The organism is Phaeodactylibacter luteus (assembly GCF_007993045.1).
Taxonomy (GTDB): Bacteria; Bacteroidota; Bacteroidia; order Chitinophagales; family Saprospiraceae; genus Phaeodactylibacter; species Phaeodactylibacter luteus.
Window position 1 is genome coordinate 137,991 of record NZ_VOOR01000002.1, and the last position, 21,917, is coordinate 159,907.

Genomic DNA, 21,917 nt, shown 5'->3' on the forward strand with positions numbered 1-21,917 from the left:
TATTTCCTTTGGGGGTGCCTATTGCCAAGTGCTAGCAGAACACTGTCTTTAAGGAGGCCACGGCGCGGCAGAGCATCAAAGGCCTCGGCGTCGGAAAAGGGCGGCTTAAAGGGAGGCTGTTGCTTAATTTCCAGCAAAAGTAGCAGTTTATTCTGTTATCTGAAGCACTGAATTTCAAAAATTAATAGCCAGTTAATGTAATACAGCCTGCCCTATCCGTTTTGAGAATCCTTAATTTCTATATTTGCACCGCACAAAAGCATGCCTGCATATGAAGCTTACTGTCCGCTTGCTGTTCATCCTTTCTCTGCCGTTCGCACTTAGCGCACAGCAGAATTATAAAGTCGGGGCCATCGGCTTTTACAATTTTGAAAACCTGTTCGACACCCTGGATACGGAAAATGTCAGGGATACGGAGTTCACCCCTTCCGGGGAACGGGTATGGAACACCGAGCGCTATACCCAAAAACTAGACCGCCTTGCGAAAGTTGTTGCCGAGCTGGCCACCGAAGTAACACCGGACGGTGTGGCAGTGCTTGGCGTTTCCGAAATTGAAAACCGGAGCGTGCTCGAAGACTTCGTCGCTCATCCTCTCATCAAAGACCGGGGGTATCAGATCGTGCACGAAGACTCCCCCGACCTAAGGGGCATCGATGTGGCGTTGATCTACAACCCCAGGTACTTTACGGTGCTCGGGCATAAAATGTTAGAAGTTGAGCTTTTCCGGGAAGACGGAAGCCGCAGGTACACCCGTGATGTCATGCTGGTATCTGGAACTTTTGACGGCGACCCCATCCACATTATGGTCAACCACTGGCCAAGCCGGAGCGGGGGCGAAGCGGCGAGCCAGCCGGGGCGCAACAAAGCAGCTATGGTCTGCAAAATGGCGGCTGATTCGATAATGGCTCAAGACCCTGAGGCCAAGATCATCATCATGGGCGACCTCAACGACGACCCGGTCAGCCCTTCTGTAAAGGAAGTGATCGGCGCAAAATTTAAGCGCAAAAAAGTAGGCAAAGGGGAATTTTACAACCCCATGTACGATCTGTACCGCAAAGGCATTGGCACGCTTGCATACCGTGACACTTGGAGCCTTTTTGACCAGCTGCTGTTGTCTTACGGCCTGGCTAACCCCCGTGCTGAAGGCTACCGCATGTACCAAGTCAAGGTGCACAACCCCAACTACCTTTTCCAAAAGCATGGGCGCTTCAAAGGCTACCCTTTCCGCACATTCGGCGGAAGTGAGTATCTTGGGGGCTACAGCGACCACTTCCCGGTTTATTTGCTCATGATCAAGCCTGCAGCCTAGCGCGATTGTAGGCCTAAAACCTACTCTGCCTTTTGGACAAACCACCTCTGGAACTCAGCCGAGATTTCGAACAAGCCCTGCACCTGATTGAGGATGAAGGGCGTAATGTTTTTGTTACCGGCAGGGCGGGCACCGGCAAATCAACCCTGCTCCAATTGTTCAGGCGCACTACCCGAAAAAAAGTGGCCGTCGTTGCACCAACAGGCATTGCCGCGCTGAACGTGGGCGGGCAGACCATCCACTCTTTTTTTGGCTTCCCTGCCAAACCCCTCACAAAACAGGAACTGAAAAAACGGCGCGACCGCAAGCTGTACAAAAACCTGGAAGTGCTTGTCATAGACGAAATCTCTATGGTAAGGGCCGATTTGCTAGACAATATCGACCATTTCCTTCGCCTCAACCGGGAAGTGCCCGCCCCTTTCGGCGGCCTGCAGGTGGTCTTCTTTGGCGATGTCTTCCAATTGCCGCCTGTTGTCGCCAATGATATCGAGGCGATGCGCTTTCAGCTGGAGTATCAGTCCCCCTACTTTTTCTCTGCCCATGTATTTGACGACCCCCTGTTCAGTATGGACATGATGGAGCTCAACAAAGTCTATCGGCAGGACAACCGCAACTTCCTTCGCCTGCTCGAAGCCGTCCGGCTCAACCGGGTAGATTATGACGACCTCGACGACCTCAACAGCCGCTATCTTCCACAATTTGAAGCCGAAGACTACTACATCACCCTCTCCGCCCGGAATGCTACCGTAGACCGGATCAATGATGCAGAGCTTAGCCGCATCCCCTTGGAAGAGCAAGTATACCCGGCCAAGATATCAGGGCAGTTCAACCCCCGCCTCTACCCTGCCGACCCCTTGATGAAGCTAAAATTGGGCGCGCAGGTCATGTTCGTCAAAAATGACCCCGACCGGAGGTTTGTCAATGGCACAATTGGCAAAATCGTAGGTATGGGGAAAGACGCTGTGACGGTACAGGTAGAAGGCCCGGATGGCAGCCCACAAAAAATCGAGGCCTCCCCCGTTGAGTGGGAAATCTTAAAGTACAAGCCTTCAGAAAAAGACCCTTCCGCCATAGAAACCGAAGTCCTCGGCACTTTTGCTCAACTGCCCCTAAGGCTCGCCTGGGCCATTACCATACATAAATCGCAGGGCAAGACCTTCGACAAGGTCATTATAGACATGGGCAGGGGCGCATTCGAACACGGGCAGACCTACGTGGCCCTGAGCCGGTGCAGGAGCCTTGGCGGTATAGTGCTCAAGCAAAAACTCCGGCATCAGGATATCCTCACCGACCAACGGGTGGTCGAATTTTATGAAGCCCATTTCAGGTGATGCCCATCCTCCAATTGGGATGCTTTAAGTTTTCTATATTTGCGCCGTTCTTTTTATTCTCTGCCCTGTCTTATTCATAAAAGCCAAGGCCCTGTGGCCGACTGACAAGATATGACAAAGCCCGAGTGGTTTGAAAACTGGTTTGACTCTCCCTACTACCACATCCTTTATAAGTATAGAGATGAACAGGAGGCAGAAGCTTTCATTAATAAACTGCTAGCCTACTTGGACATCCCCGCCGGGGCCGAGGTGCTCGATCTGGCCTGTGGCCGGGGCCGGTATGCCCTTCACCTTGCCAATCAGGGGCTGCAGGTTACGGGAGTAGACCTTTCGGAAAACAGCATCGCCTATGCAAAAGCGCTAGAGCATGAGCACCTCTCTTTCTACCGCCACGATATGCGGGAGCCTTTCCAGGAAGCAGCGTTCGACTATGTATTCAATTTCTTTACCAGCTTTGGGTACTTCAAAACCAGAGCTGAGGATTTGCAGGCCCTGCGCAGTGCCTGTGCCAACCTCCGGGCCGGCGGCACTTTCGTCCTGGACTTTTTCAATGCCAACTATGTACAGCAGCGCCTTACTGGCCGAGAGAAGAAAGTCGTGGACGGGATCCATTTTGACATCCAAAAGTACACCGCAGAGGGGCGGGTCATCAAGCAGATCTGCTTTGCACATCAAGGGCATACCTACTGCTTTGAAGAGCAGGTCAAGCTATTGGGCAAGGCTGACTTCGAGCTGCTGCTCGCAGAGGCGGGCTTCCGGCTGGAAACCGTATTTGGCGATTATCAGCTTGCCCCCTTCCACCCTGCAGACAGCCCACGGCTGATCTTGGTAGCCACCAAAAACTAAAGCGCTTATGTTGGAGCAAATGCTAGCGCTCGACCACCAATTGTTCTACCTCATCAACAGCGGCAGTGCCAATGCGCTGTTTGATGCTGTAATGCCTTGGTGGCGGGACAAAACCACTTGGATCCCCCTTTACCTTCTCATTGCTGGGGCGAGCCTATACTATTTCCGTTGGCGGGGCTTGTACTTCATCCTTGCGGTGGCCCTCACCGTGGGGGTTGCAGACACCGTGAGCAGCAAGATCATGAAGCCAACCTTCGAGCGGGTGCGCCCCTGCAACGATACCGCCCTTGAAGTGCCGGTCATACAAAGAGGGGGCTGTGGAGGCGGCTACAGCTTCACCTCCTCCCATGCTACCAACCACCTGGCCATTGCTGTGTTTATGGCGCTCACCCTGGGCGCTGTCTTTAAATGGGTCCGTATCCCACTGATCTTCTGGGCCCTGAGCATTGCCTACGGGCAGGTCTACGTAGGGGTCCACTTCCCAGGCGATGTCATAGCTGGCGGGGCCATCGGCACGGGCATTGGCATTATTTTAGGCTATATTTACCAGCGGCAGCCGATACTGCAACTCAAAAAGCGAGAAGATGGAATGGTTTGAATACCTCATGCTGATTATAGCGGTGCTTGCGGGCGGATGGCTAGGCTTCCGCTTTAGCGACCAAAGCGGGCGGTGGCTCAAACTGGCCTTGTCCTTCAGTGGCTCTTACATTTTGGGGATGACCGTGCTGCATTTGATGCCCGGCGTGTTCGAATCTGGAGGGCACAGCGCCGGCGCCTGGGTTTTGGCCGGTTTTTTCGTACAACTGCTGCTCGAACAATTCTCAAGAGGAGTTGAGCATGGGCACATACATGCCCACCACAGCCGCCCAAGGACGCTGGCCATTCAAGTCATGGCCGGGCTTTCCCTTCATGCTTTCCTTGAGGGGATGCCCTTGGGCTATTTTGAAGACTTCCATACGGCCCATCACCATCATCATGAGGGCAGCCTACAGTTTCTGGTTGGCATCCTGCTCCACAAGATACCCGCAGCTTTTGCCCTGATGGCGCTGTTGCTGCGGGCCGGGCTGCCCTACAAAACGGTTTGGGGCTGTCTGGCAGGTTTCGCACTGATGTCGCCAGCAGGGGCCTTCACAGCCAGCTACCTGCAGCTGGGGAGCGAGGGCATCACCTTCCTGCTTGCCTTCGTCATCGGTGCCTTTCTGCACATCAGCACGACCATTTTATTTGAAGCCGATGACACCCACGAGCACCGCATTTCTATGGCCAAGCTCCTGGTCATCCTCTTCGGTGTAGGGCTCTCTATTGTGGCCGATATTATTTAACACCGCTAGCGAATTTTCGCTAAGTAATTAACACATTGCCCGGTTGATAATCAGTTGTTTACCCGGGAAAGCAGAATCTATGCGGGTCCAGCGACAATTATTTTATGTTAGGGCTGAGTTAATTCTATCCAAAAATCCCTATTTTGGCGACTGCATTCAGAATTTATTTTCCAAACCATAGAGGTGGATGACATGAAATTTGCAAGCAAGAGATTGTTTCTAAATATTGTTCTTGGATTGCTGTTTGGGCAAGGGCTGCTGGCGCAGGCTTCATTGAGAGGGTTTGTGTTCGATGCCACCACAGATGACCCACTGATCGGGGCCAGTGTGGTGGTAGATGGGACGACGGATGGCACCGTAACCGATTTTGATGGTGCTTTTGAAGTGCGGGCCAAATCTGCATTCCCGCTAACGCTCAATATCTCCTACATCGGCTATGAAGAAAAGCAGGTTGTGGTAGAGCAGGCAGGCCAGGAGCTGCGCATCAAGCTGTCGGAAGCAGTCATTACCACAGAGGTCGTGGAAGTGCGGGGGCAGAGGATATCGGATAAGCAAAAATCATCCCCCCTTACTGTTGAATCCCTTGATGTCCTAGCCATTAAAGAAACAGCCGCTTCTAGTTTTTATGATGGGCTGGGCAACCTCAAAGGGGTAGACCTGACTGCGGCCAGCTTGGGCTTCAAGGTCATCAATACCCGGGGGTTCAATAGCACGAGCCCTGTACGGTCCCTTCAGCTCATCGACGGGGTGGACAACCAAGCGCCGGGGCTCAACTTCTCTCTTGGCAATTTCCTTGGCGCGCCAGAGCTTGATGTGCGCAAGGTGGATATCATACAGGGGGCAAGCTCCTCTTTCTATGGCCCCAATGCGTTCAACGGGGTGATCTCCATGGAGACAAAAAACCCTTTCTACACGGAGGGGTTCTCCGCTCAGGTCAAGTACGGGGAGCGCAACTTGCTCAACCCAGAGATCCGATGGGCAGACAGTTTCAAGAACAAGGATGGGCAGAAAACGGTAGCCTATAAATTCACGCTCTCTTATTTGCAGGCGGACGACTGGGAGGCAGAAAACTATCAGGCTGTAGATGGCTCGCAAACCCCCACGGGCAACCCCGGCGGATGGGATGCAGTGAACATCTACGGCGATGAGTACGATATTTTTGGGGACTTCACCCAAAACACGACCAACTCCTTTAATGATGCAGCAGGCCTGCTCACCGTGCACCGCCCGGGCTACCGCGAGCTCGATCTAGTGGATTATGACACCAGGAATATTAAGGCACTGGGCTCCGTCTACATCCGCACCAACCCCAAGCTGGCTGAGGATTCGCCCGAACTGATCTTGGGGATGAGCTATGGCAACGGCACTACCGTCTATCAGGGCGACAACCGCTACAGCCTCCGGAACATCTCTTTTTATCAGCCGCGCATTGAGTTCCGCAAAAGGGACGATTTCTTCATCCGCGCCTATATGTCCAAAGAAGATGCCGGGGACAGTTACGACCCCTACTTCACTGCCCTCCGTCTACAGGAGCGCGGGCAGACAGACGGCTCTTACTACAACCGCTATAAAAAATGGTGGGAAGACAACGGCATTGCCAATATGATGGTGGAAATGGGCTATCCGGAGGCCGGCATTATTTTTGACCCGGAGACCGGCCAGGTGGTAATTGATTTTGACCGGGAGGAGGCTGCACAATGGCTTGCGGACAACGCGGACTTCATGAACGAAGCCCACGAAATGGCACGGGACTTTGTCAATGCGCCGACCAATGATTTCTCAGGCCGCTTTGAGCCTGGCACACCCGAGTTCGACCAAGCCTTCAACCAAATACGTACAGCCTACAACAACGAAGAAGGCGGTACCCGGTTTTACGATAAGTCTGCCCTGTACCATGTCCATGGCGAAAAACGCTTCAACCCTGAGTTTGGCGAAATCATCCTCGGAGCCAATGCCCGCCTTTACACTCCGGATACCCGGGGCACCGTTTTCTATGACACCGCAGGCATACAGATCACCAACTTCGAGTACGGGGTCTATGCTGGCTTGAACAAAGTCTTCTCCGATGGCAAATGGCGGACCAATGTCACTGCGCGGATGGACAAAAACGAGAACTTCGACTACGTGTTCTCCCCTGCTGCCTCTGTCGTTTGGAAGCCACGGCCCAACCACTACCTCCGGCTCAGCTTTTCTTCAGGAGTGCGCAACCCGACCCTCGCAGACCAATACCTGTCTTTGGATGTAGGGCCGGCCATTCTGGCTGGCAACCTTGCCGGTGCAGACAGCGTGATCACCCTGTCTTCTTTCCAAGACTACCTCAGCGGCTTCCTTCAGCGGAGCTTGCTGGATTACTACGATATAGACCCCATACGCCCAGAGCGGGTACGGACGGTCGAAGGCGGTTACCGGGCTACCCTTTGGAATAAGCTCTTCGTAGACGCCGGTTACTACTTCAATGTCTATACAGATTTTATCGGCTTCAACATCGCCATACAGGCTGAGTTCGAAGATGAGACTTCCTTCATCCCCGACGATGTCCAGGTCTTCCGGTTCGCATCCAATGCAGAATCACAGGTGACGACCCAAGGCTTCTCTCTTGGGCTGAACTACTACTTTGCAGATTATTACTCCATAACCGGGAATTACTCTTACAATGCCATCGTCTCGCAAGAAGATGACCCCATTATCCCTGCGTTCAACACCCCGGAGCACAAGTTCAATATTGGCATTTCTGGGCGCAACATTCGGATGGGCAAACTCAAGAATTTCGGGTTCAACCTGAATTACAAGTGGATCGAGGGCTTCCTTTTCGAAGGCTCCCCTCAGTTCACCGGCTTTATCCCGAGCTATGACCTGCTCGATGGCCAGATCAACTACTTTTTCCCTAAGGTAAATACCACAGTTAAACTTGGCGCCACCAACATACTGAACAATCAGGTGTTCCAAACTTACGGCGGCCCACGGATAGGAAGGCTGGCTTACATCTCCTTCTTGTACGAGTGGAAAAAGAAGTAGCACGATAACCCTTGCACAGATAATTTGAAACTCAATATTAAATGTTTGACTATGAAGAAATTTAACTTCATGCTTTTCGCTTTCCTGCTGTTCTTATCAGCAGGTGCGCTCCGGGCACAAGATGGCCCTTACCTGGAGGCTCAGTACGATGTTCAGGTGACCCTGAACCAGCCTTACGGGGTGAACGCCACTATCCTGCCGCTGATTTTCCAGCAATCGACGGAAGCTATCCCCCGCCCTTTGGTGATGGATATCTACGAGCCTGTTGGAGATGACAACACAGCACGCCCGGTCATGCTGGTGTTCCATACCGGCAACTTCCTGCCTTTCCCGCAGAACAACGGAACAGGCGGCACGAAATCAGACTCTACTGTAGTGGAAGTCTGCAACCGGTTGGCGCAGCGCGGCTTCGTGGCTTGTGCTATCGACTACCGCTTGGGGTGGAACCCTATCGACCCCTCACAGGACATCCGGAAGTTCTTCCTGATCAATGCGGCTTACCGTGGCGTTCAGGACACCCGCACTGCCGTCCGCTATATGCGGAAATTGGCTCAGGATGAAAACAACCCGTACAATATCGATCCCGAGCGGATCGGCACTTGGGGGATTGGCACCGGCGGTTACATCGTGGCAGCCAATGCTACGCTCGAGCAGTATGCAGAAATTGTGGTGCCTAAATTCCTGATCGACTTGGGAACAGGCCCTGTGCCTATGGTCATTGAAGGAGTAAACGGCAACCTCGACGGTACGACCGTGGGCATTGTCCCTCCGGGATACCCGGTGCTCCCTGCTGGCGATACCCTTTGCTACCCCAACCACGTGACGTATGAGGATGGCACGCCTATCCCTTCAGACATCTCGTTTACTGTCAACAATGGCGGCGCACTGGGAGATATCAGCTGGATAGATGAGGAAACCAAGCCTTGGGTTTCTTTCCACGTCCCCACCGACCCCTTTGCACCTTATACTACAGGTACGCTGACTGTGCCTGGCACAGGTGACCCCGATGACCCAACCGATGACTTCGCCGTTGTGGAAATTTCTGGCTCTTATGACATTCAGGCGGAGCTGAGCGGGCTGGGCACTAATGACCTTTTCAGTGGCATCCCTGATGCATTCATCGATTTCAGCGAGGTGGCTGACAGCCGCAATGACGGATACGAAGGGCTCTTCCCTTTCCCTACCGACGATCCGCTGAACTCTGCTCCTTGGGACTTCTACGCACTGGACAACCCCAATGCTGATGATCCCCCCGCAGATCCTGTCGTAGCGCGTACTTACTGGGACACCGTCTTTGCTTACGTTGGCCCACGTGCTTGCCTGGCAATGGACCTCCCATGCAACCTGACAAGCCTCGAGCGCCTCGATGCTGCTGAGATTGGCCTCAAAGTAATGCCTAACCCTGCTACCTCTGAGGTACAGATCGTGGCGGCGCCAGAGTATACCATCAAAGCGATCGAGATGTACGACGTTAATGGCCGTTTGGTACAGACGTTCTTCGACATCAACCACCACACTTATCAGCTTCCGCGTGGGACAGCACCTGCTGGCATGTATTTCCTGAAATTAAGGATGAAAGAAGGCATTGCAGTGCAAAGGCTGATCTTCAAATAAGCCTGGCACTTTCGTGCTTTCCAAAAAAACAAACAGGCCGTTGCTAAATGCGCAACGGCCTGTTTGTTTTCCAGAGGAGCCTAAGCGCTGCTGCGCTAATCGATCGGCAAGACTTCTTGGAGCAAGGACTCTCCTTGCGATTGGTCCCCATTGAGCCACTGCCACTTTTCGCGTAGGCGAAGCTCGCCATTGCTGCCTTGTTCCGGCACAGAACGGCACTTGCCAAGCCTAAGCTCATGCTGGGTGTCAATGTGCTGATAATGGAACTCAAGCGTGCCGTCTTCATGCACTAGCCCGGTCAGGGTGCCGGCGATAATCTCACCGCCTTTGTACGTCCCCCAAAGTACACGCCCTACCTGATGGTAGAAAAAACGGGTTTGTCCTGATACCTGCCCATTAGCGGAATTGGATACGGGTTCAAAAATTCTTCCATTGTAGTTCATCGCACCTGTTTTTAATTTCAAGTGTAAATTTAATGGCCCACTGAATATGAGGGGCTACTGCTTAAAAACTATTTTGACGCCATAACGCACAAGCGTAAATCAGATTGTCGTTTTTTTGCCTGCCCCCTCCGCAAGGATTGGGGCCTGCCCCTGCCGAGAAGGCAGGTGCCGCTATGCTGTGGGGCTCGCTATCCGCTCGGCCCTGGCGGGCTTATCACCCCTCCGCAGCGCTAGGCCAATGCCAGGCTATAAAGCCCGAAAAGCCTAAACGACTGCGACATTTTGGCTTGCGCCCGAACGCACTGCTAAGAATTTGATAGGGCCAAACATTTCTAAAAACCGGCATTGTTTTTATCTTTCAACAGAAAATCTGAACCGCTATGATCAAGCTACACAGCATACCTACCGGCCCGCCGGCCCAACTCAGCCGGGATGATATCGAGAAAGAAACCAAAGACCTCGCCGAACGGTTCGGAGCGCTGCAGCGAAAGTTATATGCCGGGAAGGAATATGCAGTGCTTATCCTCTTTCAAGGCATGGACGCAAGCGGCAAAGACGGTGCATCTAAACATGCTTTCGCCGACTGTCACCCGCAGGGCGTCAATATTTTCAGTTTTAAAAAGCCGACAGAAGAAGAGCTGTCACACGATTTCCTTTGGCGGGTCCACAAAGTAGTACCGCCCAAAGGCATGATACACGTGTTCAACCGGTCGCATTACGAAGATATCCTCATACAACGGGTGCACGGCTGGATAGATGAGCAGACCGTCACCAAGCGCATGCAGGCCATCAATGCTTTCGAGGAGCTGCTGGCAGCAGACAATCAGACGCTTATCTTTAAGTTCTACCTCCACATCTCCTTTGAGCAGCAAGCTATAGAGCTGCAGGAGCGTTTGGACGAGCCGGACAAACACTGGAAGCACAACCCTAACGACTGGAAGGAGCGTGAGCATTGGGAACAGTATATGGCTGCTTATGAGTACGCCATAAATGAAAGCCGCATACCTTGGGTCATCACTCCTGTGGACAAACGCTGGTACCGGAACTATATCGTCCTTAAAACGTTAGTTGAAAAGCTAGAAGGGCTGAATATGGCCTACCCTCCTTTACCCCTGTGACGGGGCACTCATAAAAACAAGGTATGTCAAAATCCGAAAAAGTACGTGTTGACCAATGGCTTTGGAGCGTCCGGATTTTCAAGTCCCGGACCCTCGCTACCGATGCCTGTAAAGCCAGCAAAGTCAAGGTAAATGGTGTGAATGTAAAACCGGCCTATGGCTTACAGATTGGCGAGAAGGTAGAAGTTAAAAAGAATGGCTTCAACTTCGAGTTCAAAGTGCTCGACCTCATCAAAAAGCGGGTGGGCGCCCCCTTGGCCCAGAAATGCTATGAAGACCTTACCCCTACTGAGGAGCTCAATAAATACAATGAATGGTATGTAGGCAAAGCACAGCCGGAAGCCAGGGAGAAAGGCGCCGGGCGCCCGACTAAGAAGGACCGCCGCCGTATCGACCGCTTTAAGGACGATGTTTAGCGCATATTTGGAGCGCTTAGCCCCCCCGCTCGTAAACCGCCTCATAGTAGCGGCTTGTTGCGCGCTGCACCCTTCCTTTGTGTGAAACCCGGTGGCCTGCTACCCAGAGGATATCCCCTTCTGCATCTACCAGCAGAGGGGTTTTCTCTTTCTCGATGACCGACAGCTTTTGGTTGTTGAAATAGTCTTTGAGCTTTTGGCGCTGCCCGCTCATCCCCAAAGGGGAGAACTTATCCCCGGCTTGCCACCCCCTTACCCTTAATGGGAATTTTAGCGCAGCTGCATCGAAAAATGCTCTGCAAGGGCTTGCTAAAGAAAGGTCGGGCTGCCCCAAGCGATAAGACAACGACAGTACTCCATCTGCCCATTCCAGGGCTCCGCCCCCTTCAGCCAGCTCACCTTCTGGCCAGCCGGCTTGAGTTTTTGGGGCAACGGCTAAGACCTTGTGCCCTATTACAAACCGATGGGTAGCTGTTTCTAAAAACCTGCCTTTTTTCCCTTCCAAGACCAAATCCGCGGCCTGTTGTGCCTGCCCGGGCTGAAGCCCGAACGCTTTGCCCAGCTCCCACATGACCGTAGGCAGGGCCTCTGCCGATTGCTGCAAGGGCCCCAATCGTAGGGTGTATGCTTCCTGACCGGGCAATAGGGCTTGCTGCGCTATCGCTCTGACCGCCTGAAGGGCCAGCCATTCGGTTTCCCTCAACCGCTGATGTGTGCGCTGCAACGATTCATGGAACTGAGGGTTCACTTCTAATACACGGGGGATGATGTTGTGGCGGATAAAGTTGCGGGTATAGCCATCGGATTGATTGGATGCGTCCTCCCGCCAGCTGATGTTTTTGGCATCCAAATAGGCTTTTAATTCGCCAGGCGCTTCGTTCAGCAGAGGCCTTATAAATTTCCCGCGCACAGGCGGGATGCCCTGCAACCCTGATACCCCTGTCCCTCTGATCAGGTGGTGCAGGGTGGTTTCCGAGCTATCGTGCAGATGGTGTGCCGTCGCACAATAAGCAAAGCCGTATTGTGCGATAAGCTGCTCCAGCCAACTGTAGCGCAGCGCCCTCGCTGTTTCCTGAACCCCACTGCCCCGCTTGCCGGCTTCAGCCTTTGTATCCCAGGAAATGCTGTGGAAAGGCACCTCCAAACGGCCGGACAAGCCTGCTACAAACGCTTCGTCCTCATCGGAGGCCTCGCCCCTTAGTTTGAAGTTGCAGTGGGCAATAGCGAATTGAAGCCCCAGCTCATGAAAGAGGGCCGCCATAGCTACAGAATCGCCTCCCCCGCTGACCGCCAGCAGAAAGGTGGCGGAATTGCCGATACCGTGAACGGCCAGCCAATCCTGCAAACGGCTGCTCAAACTCATACCCTTGCATTGGACTTATAATGCTCCTGCAGAATCGCTTTGGTAGCTGCAAAAGGCTTGAAAACCTCAAAAGTAGTGCCTTGCGTACGCATCGCACCCAGCGCATTGGCAAATTGCGCAGCCCGCACATAGTCGTCAGGGTTGCCCAACAAACCAAATGCAAGCCCACCTGCAAAGGAGTCGCCGCACCCAGTAGTATCTATCACTTCTTTCACCGGTATGCTAGGGACAAAAACCGCGGACAGGGTGCCATTGGGCAAGCTGTAAACCATACACCCTTTTGCATCCAAAGTAATGATCAGGGCCTTGATCCCCCGCTCTAAGACGTGCAGGGCAAACTCCGCCATTTCTTTTTCGGTAAGCTCATGGTAAGGCTTCTCTTGATCTCCTGTACGGAAAGTTTTGCCGAACCAGCTGCAGCCTGCTTCTTCAAGGTTCATCTTGAGGACATCAATATAAGGCAGCCAAAGGTCCCGTTCTACCCAATACCGGCGCAGACGGTCTCCGGTCACCGTGACCGTCGTGGTGGGACCGTGCGCATCGAAGACGGTAATCGCCCCAGGCTTACGCCTCTCATAGATGTAGCGCAGCGTCTCTAGGGGCACTTCATAATCTGAAATTGGGACCCCAACAAAAACGTCGCTATCCAAGAAGGGCTCCACATCTTCGGGCCGGATCGGCGGCATCAAGCCGGTCTGTTTTTCCAAGCGGTTATTCTGGTCTATAAAGTTCAAATGGATGACATCGCCTTGGTCCAAGTGAGAATAGACCCCTTTCAGGCTGATATTCGGGTACTGCCCCAACAGCTCTCGTACCGCCTGCTCATCAGATTGGCGGATATGAGTGATGGGCACTACCCTGCCCTGCCCTTCCAGCAAGGCAGAAAGCCCAATCGCCGTATGTGTGGCGCAGCCGTACTTGATGATCTCTTGCCCTTTGCTCGTTACAATGTGGTCAAAGGGGATTGGCCCTAAAACAGCAACCTGAAATTTTTGATCCATGGTATCCTCGTCATTTGGCGGTCCAGCTGAGCGATAGCTTCTAACCTGTAGCCTTCGCCCTTTCTTTACAGTTTAGAAAAGCAATAACGCGGCTTAGCGCATGTGGAGCGCTTAGGCACTATACCGTGGGGATGGCTTTTCGGCGCATCACCGGCACATCTTTTACGACCATTTGCACGGTAGTGTCCTTGATACGCCCTTCCAGCATCACAATTTTGCCGCGCCGCAGGTTTTCAAGTATGGCCTGATCGTGGTGCCTTACTGTAATGAGCTCAAGCCCGCGGTCGATCATCACTTTGTATTCACGCTGTATGCGTGCAGCAAACTGGTCCGCTTTATCATCTATATCATTGATGCACAAGCTAAAGCTGATGGCAGAATTCTGCATCATATTCACCTGTATGCGCAGCTCAGCGATAAGGTTGAACAGCTCGCGGATATGGTGCTCTGCCACAAAAGAGAAATCCCTTGTGCTGACCTGCAGCAAGGCCTGATCCCCTTCCACTGCGACCATGGGCGGGTAGTTGTCCTCTATTTCGTCGGAAATGTGGGTCCCGTCACCTTTGGGGTTGATGAAGGATTTTACAATAAGCGGGATGTTCTTATTCTGCAGGGGCTTTATGGTCTTTGGGTGGATGACCTTGGCCCCGTAGTAGGTCATTTCTATGGCTTCCCGGTAAGAGAGCCGGTCCAGCTTAGTGACATTATCGAATTTGCGGGGGTCGGCAGTGAGCACCCCGGGTACGTCTTTCCAGATCGTCATGTCCTCGGCATCAAGGCAGAAAGAGAAAATCGCAGCGGTATAGTCAGACCCCTCCCTGCCCAGGGTGGTCGTAAAGTTCTCTTTGGTGCTCCCAATGAAGCCTTGGGTGATCACGAAGCCCTCGTTTTCCAAAATCGGGGCAACCACCCGGGCTGCTTTTTCCTGCGTTTCGGGCCATTGCACCCAGCCTTCGCGGAAAATATTGTCGGTAAGGATGACATCCCGTGCGTCGACCCAAGTCGTTTTGAGCTGCACCTGGTTCAGAAAAGCCCCGACTATTTTGGAGGAGACCAATTCGCCTACAGAGACGATTTGATCATACATATAATCATAGTTGTCGTGAGGCTCATCATCCAAAACCCATTCTATTTCAACGAAAGTATCGTTGATACTGGCAAAAACCTCCTCGGCCGGCCCCTCAAAGAGCTCCTTCATAATCTGGTAATGACGAGCTTTGACCTCATTCAGCAGGTCGAAAGCCTTCCCATTTTGGGCAGCATGTGCTGCGGCCACTTCTTCCAGCGAATTGGTAGTTTTGCCCATAGCTGATACGACGATTACCAATCGCTCCTCCTTATAGCCTTTAAGGATATCAGCTACATTTCTGATGGCATCTGCATCTTTCAAGGAAGCGCCTCCGAACTTGAAGACGCGAACCGGTCGCTTCATAGTACTTCTTTTATTCAAACAGGTTATGCATCGGCTTGGCAAGCCAAAGTAATCAAATTGAAACAAAAAACAGCCGGAATCCTGAATGGGTTTAAGGTTTATTCCAACCTCAACCCCTATCTTGCTTGTGCTCAACAAATGCTCAGGAAGGATGCGGACCGAAAAAGAAAAGATGATCGCAGGCGAAATGTACTCCCCTTCTGACCCTCAGCTGTCGGAAGAACGGAAAAACGCCCGTATGCTTTTTCAAGCGTTCAACGCCATGCGTGAACCAGAATCGACAGCCCGGCAGCAGGTCTTGCTCAAGCTGCTGCCCAATGCCCGCCCAGATATTTTCATTGAACCGCCTTTTTACTGTGACTACGGGTACAATATCGTAGCGGGCTCGAGGGTGTTCTTCAATTTCAACTGCACCATTTTGGATGTTGCCCCGGTCACCATCGGCCACCGGGCCATGTTTGGCCCCAATGTGCAAATCTATACGGCTACCCATCCGCTTGAGGCGGAAGCTCGCAGCAGCGGCAAAGAATATGCCAAGCCCATCCACATAGGCGATGATGTATGGATCGGGGGCGGTGCTATCCTTTGCCCGGGGGTGTCTATAGGCAGCCGGGCAGTGATTGGGGCTGGCAGTGTAGTGGCCCGCGATGTCCCGGCAGGCACCTTCGCTGCCGGCAATCCTTGCCGGGTTATCCGGCAAATAGAGGGTTAAAAAACCAAAGCGGCTGCCGGACATAAGCTCGGCAGCCGCTTTGGGGTTTGGGCCAACGGCCAAGGCTAGTGCCTCAAGCCATAAATCCTTGCCACCTCAAGTTTCGTTCTTTCCCGCCTACTCTTCGTTAAAGAACCGCTCCTTTAGCTCGGGCTAAAGTCGCGAACCTTCGCCTTGATTAGCCGGAAAACAACTTCAACTTAAGTATCAGAGATTTATGGCTTAAGGTACTAGTTATCGAAATACGCGTCTTCGATCGTCTCGCCTGCTTGCACCTTATCAATGCGCTCCTTGAATTCGTTGGACTTCTCGAGGTCGTCCTTGCGAGCATAAATCTCTTTGAGGGCGATCAGAGTGTTGAGATCGCTTGGATTAAGGGCCTCTGCGCGCTGGAAATAAGGCAGCGCCTTATCAAACTCTGCAAATACCTTCTCCTTGATCTCCTCGTACTTCTTCAAGCCTTCTTTGGAGTAGTCGTCCGCATACTTGTTCAGCTCCTGAGTCATCAGTGCTGCCTTGTTGTAGTACAGGGCGCCGATGCTGTAAATCGCGTCAGAGTATTTGGGGTCCTTATCGATGGCCTGCTGGTAATAATCCAGGGAGTTGCTGAAGTACTCCTCAGCTTTGGCTTCGTTACCCGCTTGCTGCTCTTTCTGGTAAAGGTTGTCATAGACATTGCCCAGGGTAGAATACAAGGAAGTGTTCTCCGGCTCCTTGTCAATCGCAGCTTTCAGCTTGTCGATCAGGGCATCTAGCTTGCCTAGGCGGAGGAAGTGGTTGATTTCCGCAAACAGGATAGAAACTTCGTCCGGGAATAGCTTCCGGCCTTCTTCCAGATATTTGTAAGCCTCCTCCATGGAAGCCTCGTCATCGCCTGCGTTAATTTTGTAAAGCGACTCATAGATCGCAGGCTTGTCGTACTTCATGTCGTACAACTTCTGGAAGTACATTTTTGCAGCGTCCATTTCATTGGCGTTCAGTGCTGCAAGGCCTGTAATGTAGAGCTGATTGTTGTACTCCTCATCAGAAGGCAAGCTAGACGCTTCCCCCTCCTTTTTCAGGATTTCATCCAGATCGAGCACCATTTTGAAATCTTTGTACGCTTTCGCAAAATCTCCAGTTTCCTGGAAAGCGGCGACGCCTGCATTGCTCAGGTGGCCCTGCGCCTGCAACATGCCTTTGCAAGCATCACGGATCTCCCACTTTTTCTCGGCCAATTCATAAGCCTTTATGTAAGCCCCTGCTGCCATTTCTGCTGCATTGTCAACTTTTGGCAGGCCTTCTGTAGACTGATTGAGCTGTGCAGCGATCAGGTATTGGTTAGCGATTTCGTTATAGATTTCGCCTTTTGTAAGATGCGTCTTCGCATCTTTTGCGGTTTCGGGATCGTTGACAGCAACCTCTATTTCATCGATTGCTTCCTGCAATTTGGCCCGGTTGTTCGTCTGGTCAAGGTTAAAGGCGCCCAAAGCGCTTGAGGCTTTACGGACCGCTTTTTTACCATCCTGTGCCTGTGCTGCGAAAACCATAAGAATTGCAGCCAGGGCAAAGATCAGTTTTTTCATGTTAAATATTTTCTGTTTTGATGTACAATCAGTTCCCTTTCGGGGTTATACACTGTAAGGACGAAGGTCTGGAACTCATCGGTATTTACAAAATGTTAAAATCCGAAAAAACCAGTACCTGTGCCTATTCCTCTTCTTCACGCCCTACGGCTCCATCTTCGCCCTGCCCTTCTGCCAGCACTCCTTCCACTTCATCCTCTTCGGATTTGCGGATAACGGCAATATCGGCCAGTTCGTCAGCCTCATCAATGCGGATCATGCGGACGCCTTGAGTAGCACGCCCCATTACCCGGATATCACTGACAGCCATACGGATGACGATGCCCGAGCGGGTCGTGATCATCAGGTCATTCTCTTCGCTCACTGCTTTTATGGAGAACACCCCGCCCGTCTTGTCAGACACCTGCATATTCTTTACCCCTTTTCCTCCCCGGTTGGTCAGGCGGTAATCGCTGTAAGCCGTCCTTTTGCCCATGCCCCGCTCTGATAGGACCATAATCGCGGTGTCCTGTTCATCAGGCGGGATGCACACCATGCCTACGGCGATGTCTTTCCCATCCTCGTTGAGGCTGATGCCCCGCACACCGGCTGCAGTACGCCCCATGCCCCTCACTGCACTTTCGTGAAAACGGATTGCGCGGCCACTGCGGCTGGCAATGAAGATTTCCTGGTCCCCGTTTGTCAGTTTCGCTTCGATCAGCTGATCCCCCTCGTTAATGGTGATGGCATTGATGCCGCCAGAGCGGGGGCGGGAATAAGCTTCAACGGAAGTTTTCTTGATGAGGCCATTGCGGGTACAGAATACGATGAAGTTGTTGTTCACAAACTCCTCGTCGGTCAGGTTCTTAATATTGATATAGGCCTTTACGCTGTCCTCCTTGGGTATAGAAAGGATATTTTGGATAACCCGCCCACTTGAAGCCTTGCTGGCTTCCGGGATTTCGTAAACCCTGAGCCAATGGCAGCGCCCCTGTTCTGTAAACAGCAACAGATAGTTGTGGGTACTGGCAATGAATAAGTGCTCTACAAAGTCTGCGTCCCGGGTTTTGCTCCCTCGGGAGCCGCGCCCTCCGCGGCTTTGTTTGCGGTACTCAGAAACAGGGGTGCGCTTGATATAGCCAAGATGAGAAATGGTAACGACCACATCTTCATCTGCAATAAGGTCTTCAATGCTGATTTCACCGTCTGCAGCAGTAATGGCAGTCCTGCGCTCGTCCCCATATTTTTCCTTAACCTCCAGCAGCTCGTCGCGGGCGATATCGCGCTGCATCGTCTCGCTATCGAGGATAGCCTTCAGGTGGGTAATCTTTTTCACCAGTTCATCATACTCCGCCTGCACCTTGTCCCGCTCGAGCCCGGTGAGTTTCTGTAGGCGCATATCCAAAATGGCACGGGCTTGGGCTTCAGAGAGCGCATTGCCCTCTTCTCTTGGGTACTCATCGGTATCTGCTTCTCCGATAAGCGGGCCGAACTTGGCCCAGAAAGCATCCTGGTCTTTGATGAAAGCGCCTTCCATCAAGCCATTGCGGGCCTCCTCCGGACTCGCGGAGCCGCGGATGAGGCTGATGACCATATCGATGTAGTCCAGTGCGATCAGCAGGCCTACCAGGATGTGGGCCCGCGCAATCGCCTTGCGGAGGTCAAAGCGCGTGCGGCGCACAATCACCTCGATACGGAACTTGATGAACTCGGTAATGATTTCCTTTAGGTTCAGCACCCTTGGGCGGCCGTTGACCAGTGCAACGTTATTGACACCGTAGGAGGTCTGAAGCGCTGTATATTTGTACAGCTGGCTGAGCACAACGCTGGCCATAGCATCGCGCTTGACGTCCACCACAATCCGCAGGCCGTCCCGGTCAGATTCATCGCGGATATCGCTGATGCCAATAATTTTCTTTTCGTTGACCAGCTCCGCAATTTTGGCCACCAAGTTGGCTTTGTTGACTTGGTAGGGGATTTCGGTCACGATGATGTGCTCCCGTCCATTGTCTGTGGCTTGTATTTCCGCTTTAGCCCTTACCACTACCCTTCCGCGGCCGGTATGGAAAGCCTCCCGTACGCCTTTGGTGCCATAGATGATCCCTCCGGTGGGGAAATCCGGGGCTTTAACGAACTGCATGAGCTCATCAATGGAAATATCAGGGTTGGCGATTTGCGCAACGATGCCATCTACCGTTTCTGAAAGGTTGTGCGGCAGCATGTTGGTCGCCATGCCCACTGCGATACCGGATGCCCCATTGACCAGCAGGTTGGGGATGCGCGTAGGCATGACCGTAGGCTCCTCGATAGTGTCGTCAAAGTTGAGGGCAAAATCAACGGTATCTTTATTGATATCGGCCAAGAGCTCATCGGAGATGCGCTCCAGGCGGGCCTCCGTATAACGCATAGCAGCGGGGCTGTCCCCATCCATAGAACCGAAGTTGCCCTGCCCATCAACCAGCGGGTAGCGCAAAGACCAGTACTGCGCCATGCGCACCATGGTATCGTAAACAGAGGAGTCGCCGTGAGGGTGGTACTTGCCCAGCACCTCACCTACGATACGTGCTGATTTTTTGTAGCTCTTGTTGTAGGAAAGCCCGAGCTCCGACATGCCGTAGAGCACTCTGCGGTGGACAGGCTTCAGCCCGTCCCGGACATCAGGAAGGGCACGTGAGACAATGACCGACATTGAATAGTCAATGTAGGCCGTTTTCATCTGATCCTCGATATTAACGGGGATAATTCGCTGATTTAAAGACATGTACGCTGTTTATCTTTTTGCCGTTTGCCTTCTGCAAAGGCAGGTTCTTCTAGCTCCTTACCGGAAAGCGGCTCCCGGTGCCGGCTACAGGCTTCCCTGTACTGTTTTGCCATTTTTCAAAGACAGGCAAAGATAGGAAAAATTGAGGATTTTGCTTTACTATGGCCACTCCTGTCTGGCCAAAATATATCTTTGCACAAATTTTCAGATATATGGCAGAGGAAGTAAAGCCTTACGAAGAAAAAGGGAGCAAAAAGGAACAGGTTTCTCAGATGTTCAACGGTATCGCCCGGTACTATGATTTCTTGAACCGCCTGCTTTCTGCGGGCATAGACCGCGTGTGGCGCAGAAAGGCGATAGCAGAGCTGAAATCAGCTCAGCCCAAGCTGATCCTTGATGTAGCTACAGGCACCGCCGATGTTGCACTGGAAACAGCCAAGCAATTGAGCCCTGACCAAATCATCGGCATAGACATCTCCACCAAAATGCTGGATATCGGGCGGGCTAAAATCAGCAAGCGGGGCCTCGATACCCTTATTGAGCTCAAAGAAGGAGATTCTGAGAATTTGCCTTTTGCAGACAATACCTTTGACGCCATCACCGTTGCTTTTGGGGTACGCAATTTTGAAAACCTGGAGCAAGGGCTACAGGAAATGTACCGCGTGCTCAAGCCCGAAGGGAAGCTGGTCGTCCTGGAATTTTCCAAACCGCAGATCTTCCCCTTCAAGCAACTGTACAACTTTTATTTCCGGAACATTCTGCCGGCCATCGGGAAAATCACTTCCCGTGACCCCAAGGCTTACCGGTACCTGTACGAGTCCGTACAGGCTTTCCCCGATGGGGGGAAATTCACTGGCATACTCGGGAAGGTCGGTTACAAATCCAATCAATGCAAACCACTAACGCTTGGCATTTGCTCCATCTACACGGGCATCAAATAAACCGCCGGGGCAAAAAAGCCCTGCTGCCGGCAGCGCTGCTCCTTTGCTTTTTACTGGCACAAAGCCTTCCTGGCCAAGCCCAGATCCGTGGCGGCAATTATAACTTTTTCGATTTCCAGCAGAAGCCTTATTATTTTGGGATCACCCTTGGCTACAACTCCTCCCGCTTTAAGCCTTATCAGTCGGGAGGTTTTTTGGAAAGCGACTCCATACGGGTGGTCGAGTCCGCATCTGGCCCCGGCTTCAACCTTGGCATCGTTACGAACTTGAAAATGGGCGATAATTTCGATTTTCGCTTTTTGCCCACTTTGTCTTTCGCCGAACGGAGCATTTCCTACACCCGCTTCGGCCGCCGCTCCAACTTCAGCGAAAGGCGGGTAGAGTCTGTGCTCGTTGAAATGCCTTTCCACCTGCGCTACAAATCTGCGCCTTACAAAGATATGCGCCTCTTCCTGATCGCGGGGGTCAAGTACGCTTTTGATGTGGCCAGCGACTCACAGACCCGGCAGGCAGAGACGCTGGTAAAAATCGCCCCCAACGAATTTTCAGTCGAATATGGGGCTGGCATTCAGTTCTTCTTCCCATTCTTCATTTTCTCCCCTGAGGTGAAAGTCTCTCACGGCATTGGCAATACCTTGATCTACAACGAAAACGTGGAAGAGTCTACCGTCCTGGAAAAACTCCTTTCGCGCACCTTCACGCTTTCCCTTCATTTCGAGGGGTAACCCCCAAAGACAAATTGACAGACA

General features: G+C 52.4%; 18 protein-coding genes. 12 read left to right on the forward strand and 6 right to left on the reverse strand.

From position 1 onward, the window contains the following. Positions 1–271: 271 nt before the first annotated feature. The 7 genes from FRY97_RS01520 to FRY97_RS01550 all read left to right on the forward strand — a co-directional run bounded on the left by FRY97_RS01520 (position 272) and on the right by FRY97_RS01550 (position 9,437). Entirely contained in the window at positions 272–1,309 is a 1,038-nt protein-coding gene (locus FRY97_RS01520; RefSeq protein ID WP_147165648.1) for an endonuclease/exonuclease/phosphatase family protein, read from the forward strand. Between the two features lie 32 nt (positions 1,310–1,341). Continuing rightward, positions 1,342–2,640, forward strand: a complete 1,299-nt coding sequence (locus FRY97_RS23245) for an ATP-dependent DNA helicase (protein ID WP_147165649.1) — start codon at positions 1,342–1,344, stop codon at positions 2,638–2,640. Between the two features lie 111 nt (positions 2,641–2,751). Next, entirely contained in the window at positions 2,752–3,486 is a 735-nt protein-coding gene (locus FRY97_RS01530; protein ID WP_147165650.1) for a class I SAM-dependent methyltransferase, read from the forward strand. Between the two features lie 7 nt (positions 3,487–3,493). Then, the gene (locus tag FRY97_RS01535; protein ID WP_147165651.1) at positions 3,494–4,084 is read left to right on the forward strand and encodes a phosphatase PAP2 family protein; all 591 of its coding nucleotides are present in this window, start codon (positions 3,494–3,496) and stop codon (positions 4,082–4,084) included. After that, positions 4,071–4,808, forward strand: coding sequence for a ZIP family metal transporter (locus FRY97_RS01540; RefSeq protein WP_147165652.1), 738 nt, complete (start codon positions 4,071–4,073; stop codon positions 4,806–4,808). Before FRY97_RS01535 ends, FRY97_RS01540 begins: the two co-directional genes overlap by 14 nt. A gap of 237 nt (positions 4,809–5,045) precedes the next feature. After that, positions 5,046–7,823 carry a TonB-dependent receptor domain-containing protein gene (locus FRY97_RS01545; RefSeq protein ID WP_246141505.1) on the forward strand — a complete coding sequence of 926 codons (2,778 nt, stop codon included), beginning with the start codon at positions 5,046–5,048 and terminating at the stop codon, positions 7,821–7,823. A gap of 51 nt (positions 7,824–7,874) precedes the next feature. Beyond that, entirely contained in the window at positions 7,875–9,437 is a 1,563-nt protein-coding gene (locus FRY97_RS01550) for a T9SS type A sorting domain-containing protein (RefSeq protein WP_147165654.1), read from the forward strand. Between the two features lie 95 nt (positions 9,438–9,532). On the opposite strand, the gene FRY97_RS01555 is transcribed toward FRY97_RS01550, so the two are convergent. Continuing rightward, positions 9,533–9,880 carry a n-acetylglutamate synthase gene (locus FRY97_RS01555; protein WP_147165655.1) on the reverse strand — a complete coding sequence of 116 codons (348 nt, stop codon included), beginning with the start codon at positions 9,878–9,880 and terminating at the stop codon, positions 9,533–9,535. 380 nt (positions 9,881–10,260) lie between these two features. Here FRY97_RS01555 and FRY97_RS01560 point away from each other — a divergent pair, with 380 nt between their 5' ends. Together FRY97_RS01560 and FRY97_RS01565 are read left to right on the forward strand one after the other, a co-directional pair. After that, complete coding sequence (locus FRY97_RS01560; protein WP_147165656.1) at positions 10,261–10,998, forward strand: PPK2 family polyphosphate kinase; 738 nt, start codon at positions 10,261–10,263, stop codon at positions 10,996–10,998. Positions 10,999–11,021: 23 nt separating this feature from the next. Next, entirely contained in the window at positions 11,022–11,414 is a 393-nt protein-coding gene (locus FRY97_RS01565; RefSeq protein WP_147165657.1) for an RNA-binding S4 domain-containing protein, read from the forward strand. A 16-nt stretch (positions 11,415–11,430) separates the two neighbouring features. Here FRY97_RS01565 and tilS read toward each other — a convergent pair whose 3' ends face one another. From tilS to FRY97_RS01580, 3 genes are all read right to left on the reverse strand, one after another. Then, complete coding sequence (tilS, locus tag FRY97_RS01570; RefSeq protein WP_147165658.1) at positions 11,431–12,777, reverse strand: tRNA lysidine(34) synthetase TilS; 1,347 nt, start codon at positions 12,775–12,777, stop codon at positions 11,431–11,433. Further along, entirely contained in the window at positions 12,774–13,778 is a 1,005-nt protein-coding gene (locus tag FRY97_RS01575; protein ID WP_147165659.1) for a carbohydrate kinase family protein, read from the reverse strand. Before FRY97_RS01575 ends, tilS begins: the two co-directional genes overlap by 4 nt. Before the next feature lie 118 nt (positions 13,779–13,896). Next, positions 13,897–15,210, reverse strand: a complete 1,314-nt coding sequence (locus FRY97_RS01580; RefSeq protein WP_147165660.1) for an aspartate kinase — start codon at positions 15,208–15,210, stop codon at positions 13,897–13,899. A 151-nt stretch (positions 15,211–15,361) separates the two neighbouring features. Here FRY97_RS01580 and FRY97_RS01585 point away from each other — a divergent pair, with 151 nt between their 5' ends. Further along, complete coding sequence (locus FRY97_RS01585) at positions 15,362–15,922, forward strand: sugar O-acetyltransferase (protein WP_147165661.1); 561 nt, start codon at positions 15,362–15,364, stop codon at positions 15,920–15,922. Between the two features lie 230 nt (positions 15,923–16,152). On the opposite strand, the gene FRY97_RS01590 is transcribed toward FRY97_RS01585, so the two are convergent. Then, on the reverse strand, positions 16,153–17,487 hold the full coding sequence (locus tag FRY97_RS01590; RefSeq protein ID WP_147165662.1) for a tetratricopeptide repeat protein: 1,335 nt from the start codon (positions 17,485–17,487) through the stop codon (positions 16,153–16,155). 124 nt (positions 17,488–17,611) lie between these two features. Beyond that, on the reverse strand, positions 17,612–20,227 hold the full coding sequence (gene gyrA / locus FRY97_RS01595; RefSeq protein ID WP_147165663.1) for a DNA gyrase subunit A: 2,616 nt from the start codon (positions 20,225–20,227) through the stop codon (positions 17,612–17,614). 212 nt (positions 20,228–20,439) lie between these two features. Between gyrA and ubiE the strand changes: the two genes are divergently transcribed. Next, complete coding sequence (ubiE, locus tag FRY97_RS01600) at positions 20,440–21,168, forward strand: bifunctional demethylmenaquinone methyltransferase/2-methoxy-6-polyprenyl-1,4-benzoquinol methylase UbiE (protein ID WP_147165664.1); 729 nt, start codon at positions 20,440–20,442, stop codon at positions 21,166–21,168. Beyond that, positions 21,117–21,893 (forward strand): type IX secretion/gliding motility protein PorT/SprT, encoded by a 777-nt coding sequence (porT, locus tag FRY97_RS01605; RefSeq protein WP_147165665.1) that lies wholly within the window; start codon positions 21,117–21,119, stop codon positions 21,891–21,893. Before ubiE ends, porT begins: the two co-directional genes overlap by 52 nt. The last annotated feature ends 24 nt before the right edge of the window (positions 21,894–21,917 follow it).

What these genes read in the sequence shown, in the direction of transcription:
- FRY97_RS01520 (WP_147165648.1), top strand. Translation starts at nt 272, where the DNA reads ATGAAGCTTACTGTCCGCTTGCTGTTCATCCTTTCTCTGCCGTTCGCA.
- FRY97_RS01530 (WP_147165650.1), top strand. Translation starts at nt 2,752, where the DNA reads ATGACAAAGCCCGAGTGGTTTGAAAACTGGTTTGACTCTCCCTACTAC.
- FRY97_RS01535 (WP_147165651.1), top strand. Translation starts at nt 3,494, where the DNA reads ATGTTGGAGCAAATGCTAGCGCTCGACCACCAATTGTTCTACCTCATC.
- FRY97_RS01540 (WP_147165652.1), top strand. Translation starts at nt 4,071, where the DNA reads ATGGAATGGTTTGAATACCTCATGCTGATTATAGCGGTGCTTGCGGGC.
- FRY97_RS01550 (WP_147165654.1), top strand. Translation starts at nt 7,875, where the DNA reads ATGAAGAAATTTAACTTCATGCTTTTCGCTTTCCTGCTGTTCTTATCA.
- FRY97_RS01555 (WP_147165655.1), bottom strand. Translation starts at nt 9,880, where the DNA reads ATGAACTACAATGGAAGAATTTTTGAACCCGTATCCAATTCCGCTAAT.
- FRY97_RS01560 (WP_147165656.1), top strand. Translation starts at nt 10,261, where the DNA reads ATGATCAAGCTACACAGCATACCTACCGGCCCGCCGGCCCAACTCAGC.
- FRY97_RS01565 (WP_147165657.1), top strand. Translation starts at nt 11,022, where the DNA reads ATGTCAAAATCCGAAAAAGTACGTGTTGACCAATGGCTTTGGAGCGTC.
- tilS (WP_147165658.1), bottom strand. Translation starts at nt 12,777, where the DNA reads ATGAGTTTGAGCAGCCGTTTGCAGGATTGGCTGGCCGTTCACGGTATC.
- FRY97_RS01575 (WP_147165659.1), bottom strand. Translation starts at nt 13,778, where the DNA reads ATGGATCAAAAATTTCAGGTTGCTGTTTTAGGGCCAATCCCCTTTGAC.
- FRY97_RS01580 (WP_147165660.1), bottom strand. Translation starts at nt 15,210, where the DNA reads ATGAAGCGACCGGTTCGCGTCTTCAAGTTCGGAGGCGCTTCCTTGAAA.
- FRY97_RS01585 (WP_147165661.1), top strand. Translation starts at nt 15,362, where the DNA reads ATGCGGACCGAAAAAGAAAAGATGATCGCAGGCGAAATGTACTCCCCT.
- FRY97_RS01590 (WP_147165662.1), bottom strand. Translation starts at nt 17,487, where the DNA reads ATGAAAAAACTGATCTTTGCCCTGGCTGCAATTCTTATGGTTTTCGCA.
- gyrA (WP_147165663.1), bottom strand. Translation starts at nt 20,227, where the DNA reads ATGTCTTTAAATCAGCGAATTATCCCCGTTAATATCGAGGATCAGATG.
- ubiE (WP_147165664.1), top strand. Translation starts at nt 20,440, where the DNA reads ATGGCAGAGGAAGTAAAGCCTTACGAAGAAAAAGGGAGCAAAAAGGAA.
- porT (WP_147165665.1), top strand. Translation starts at nt 21,117, where the DNA reads ATGCAAACCACTAACGCTTGGCATTTGCTCCATCTACACGGGCATCAA.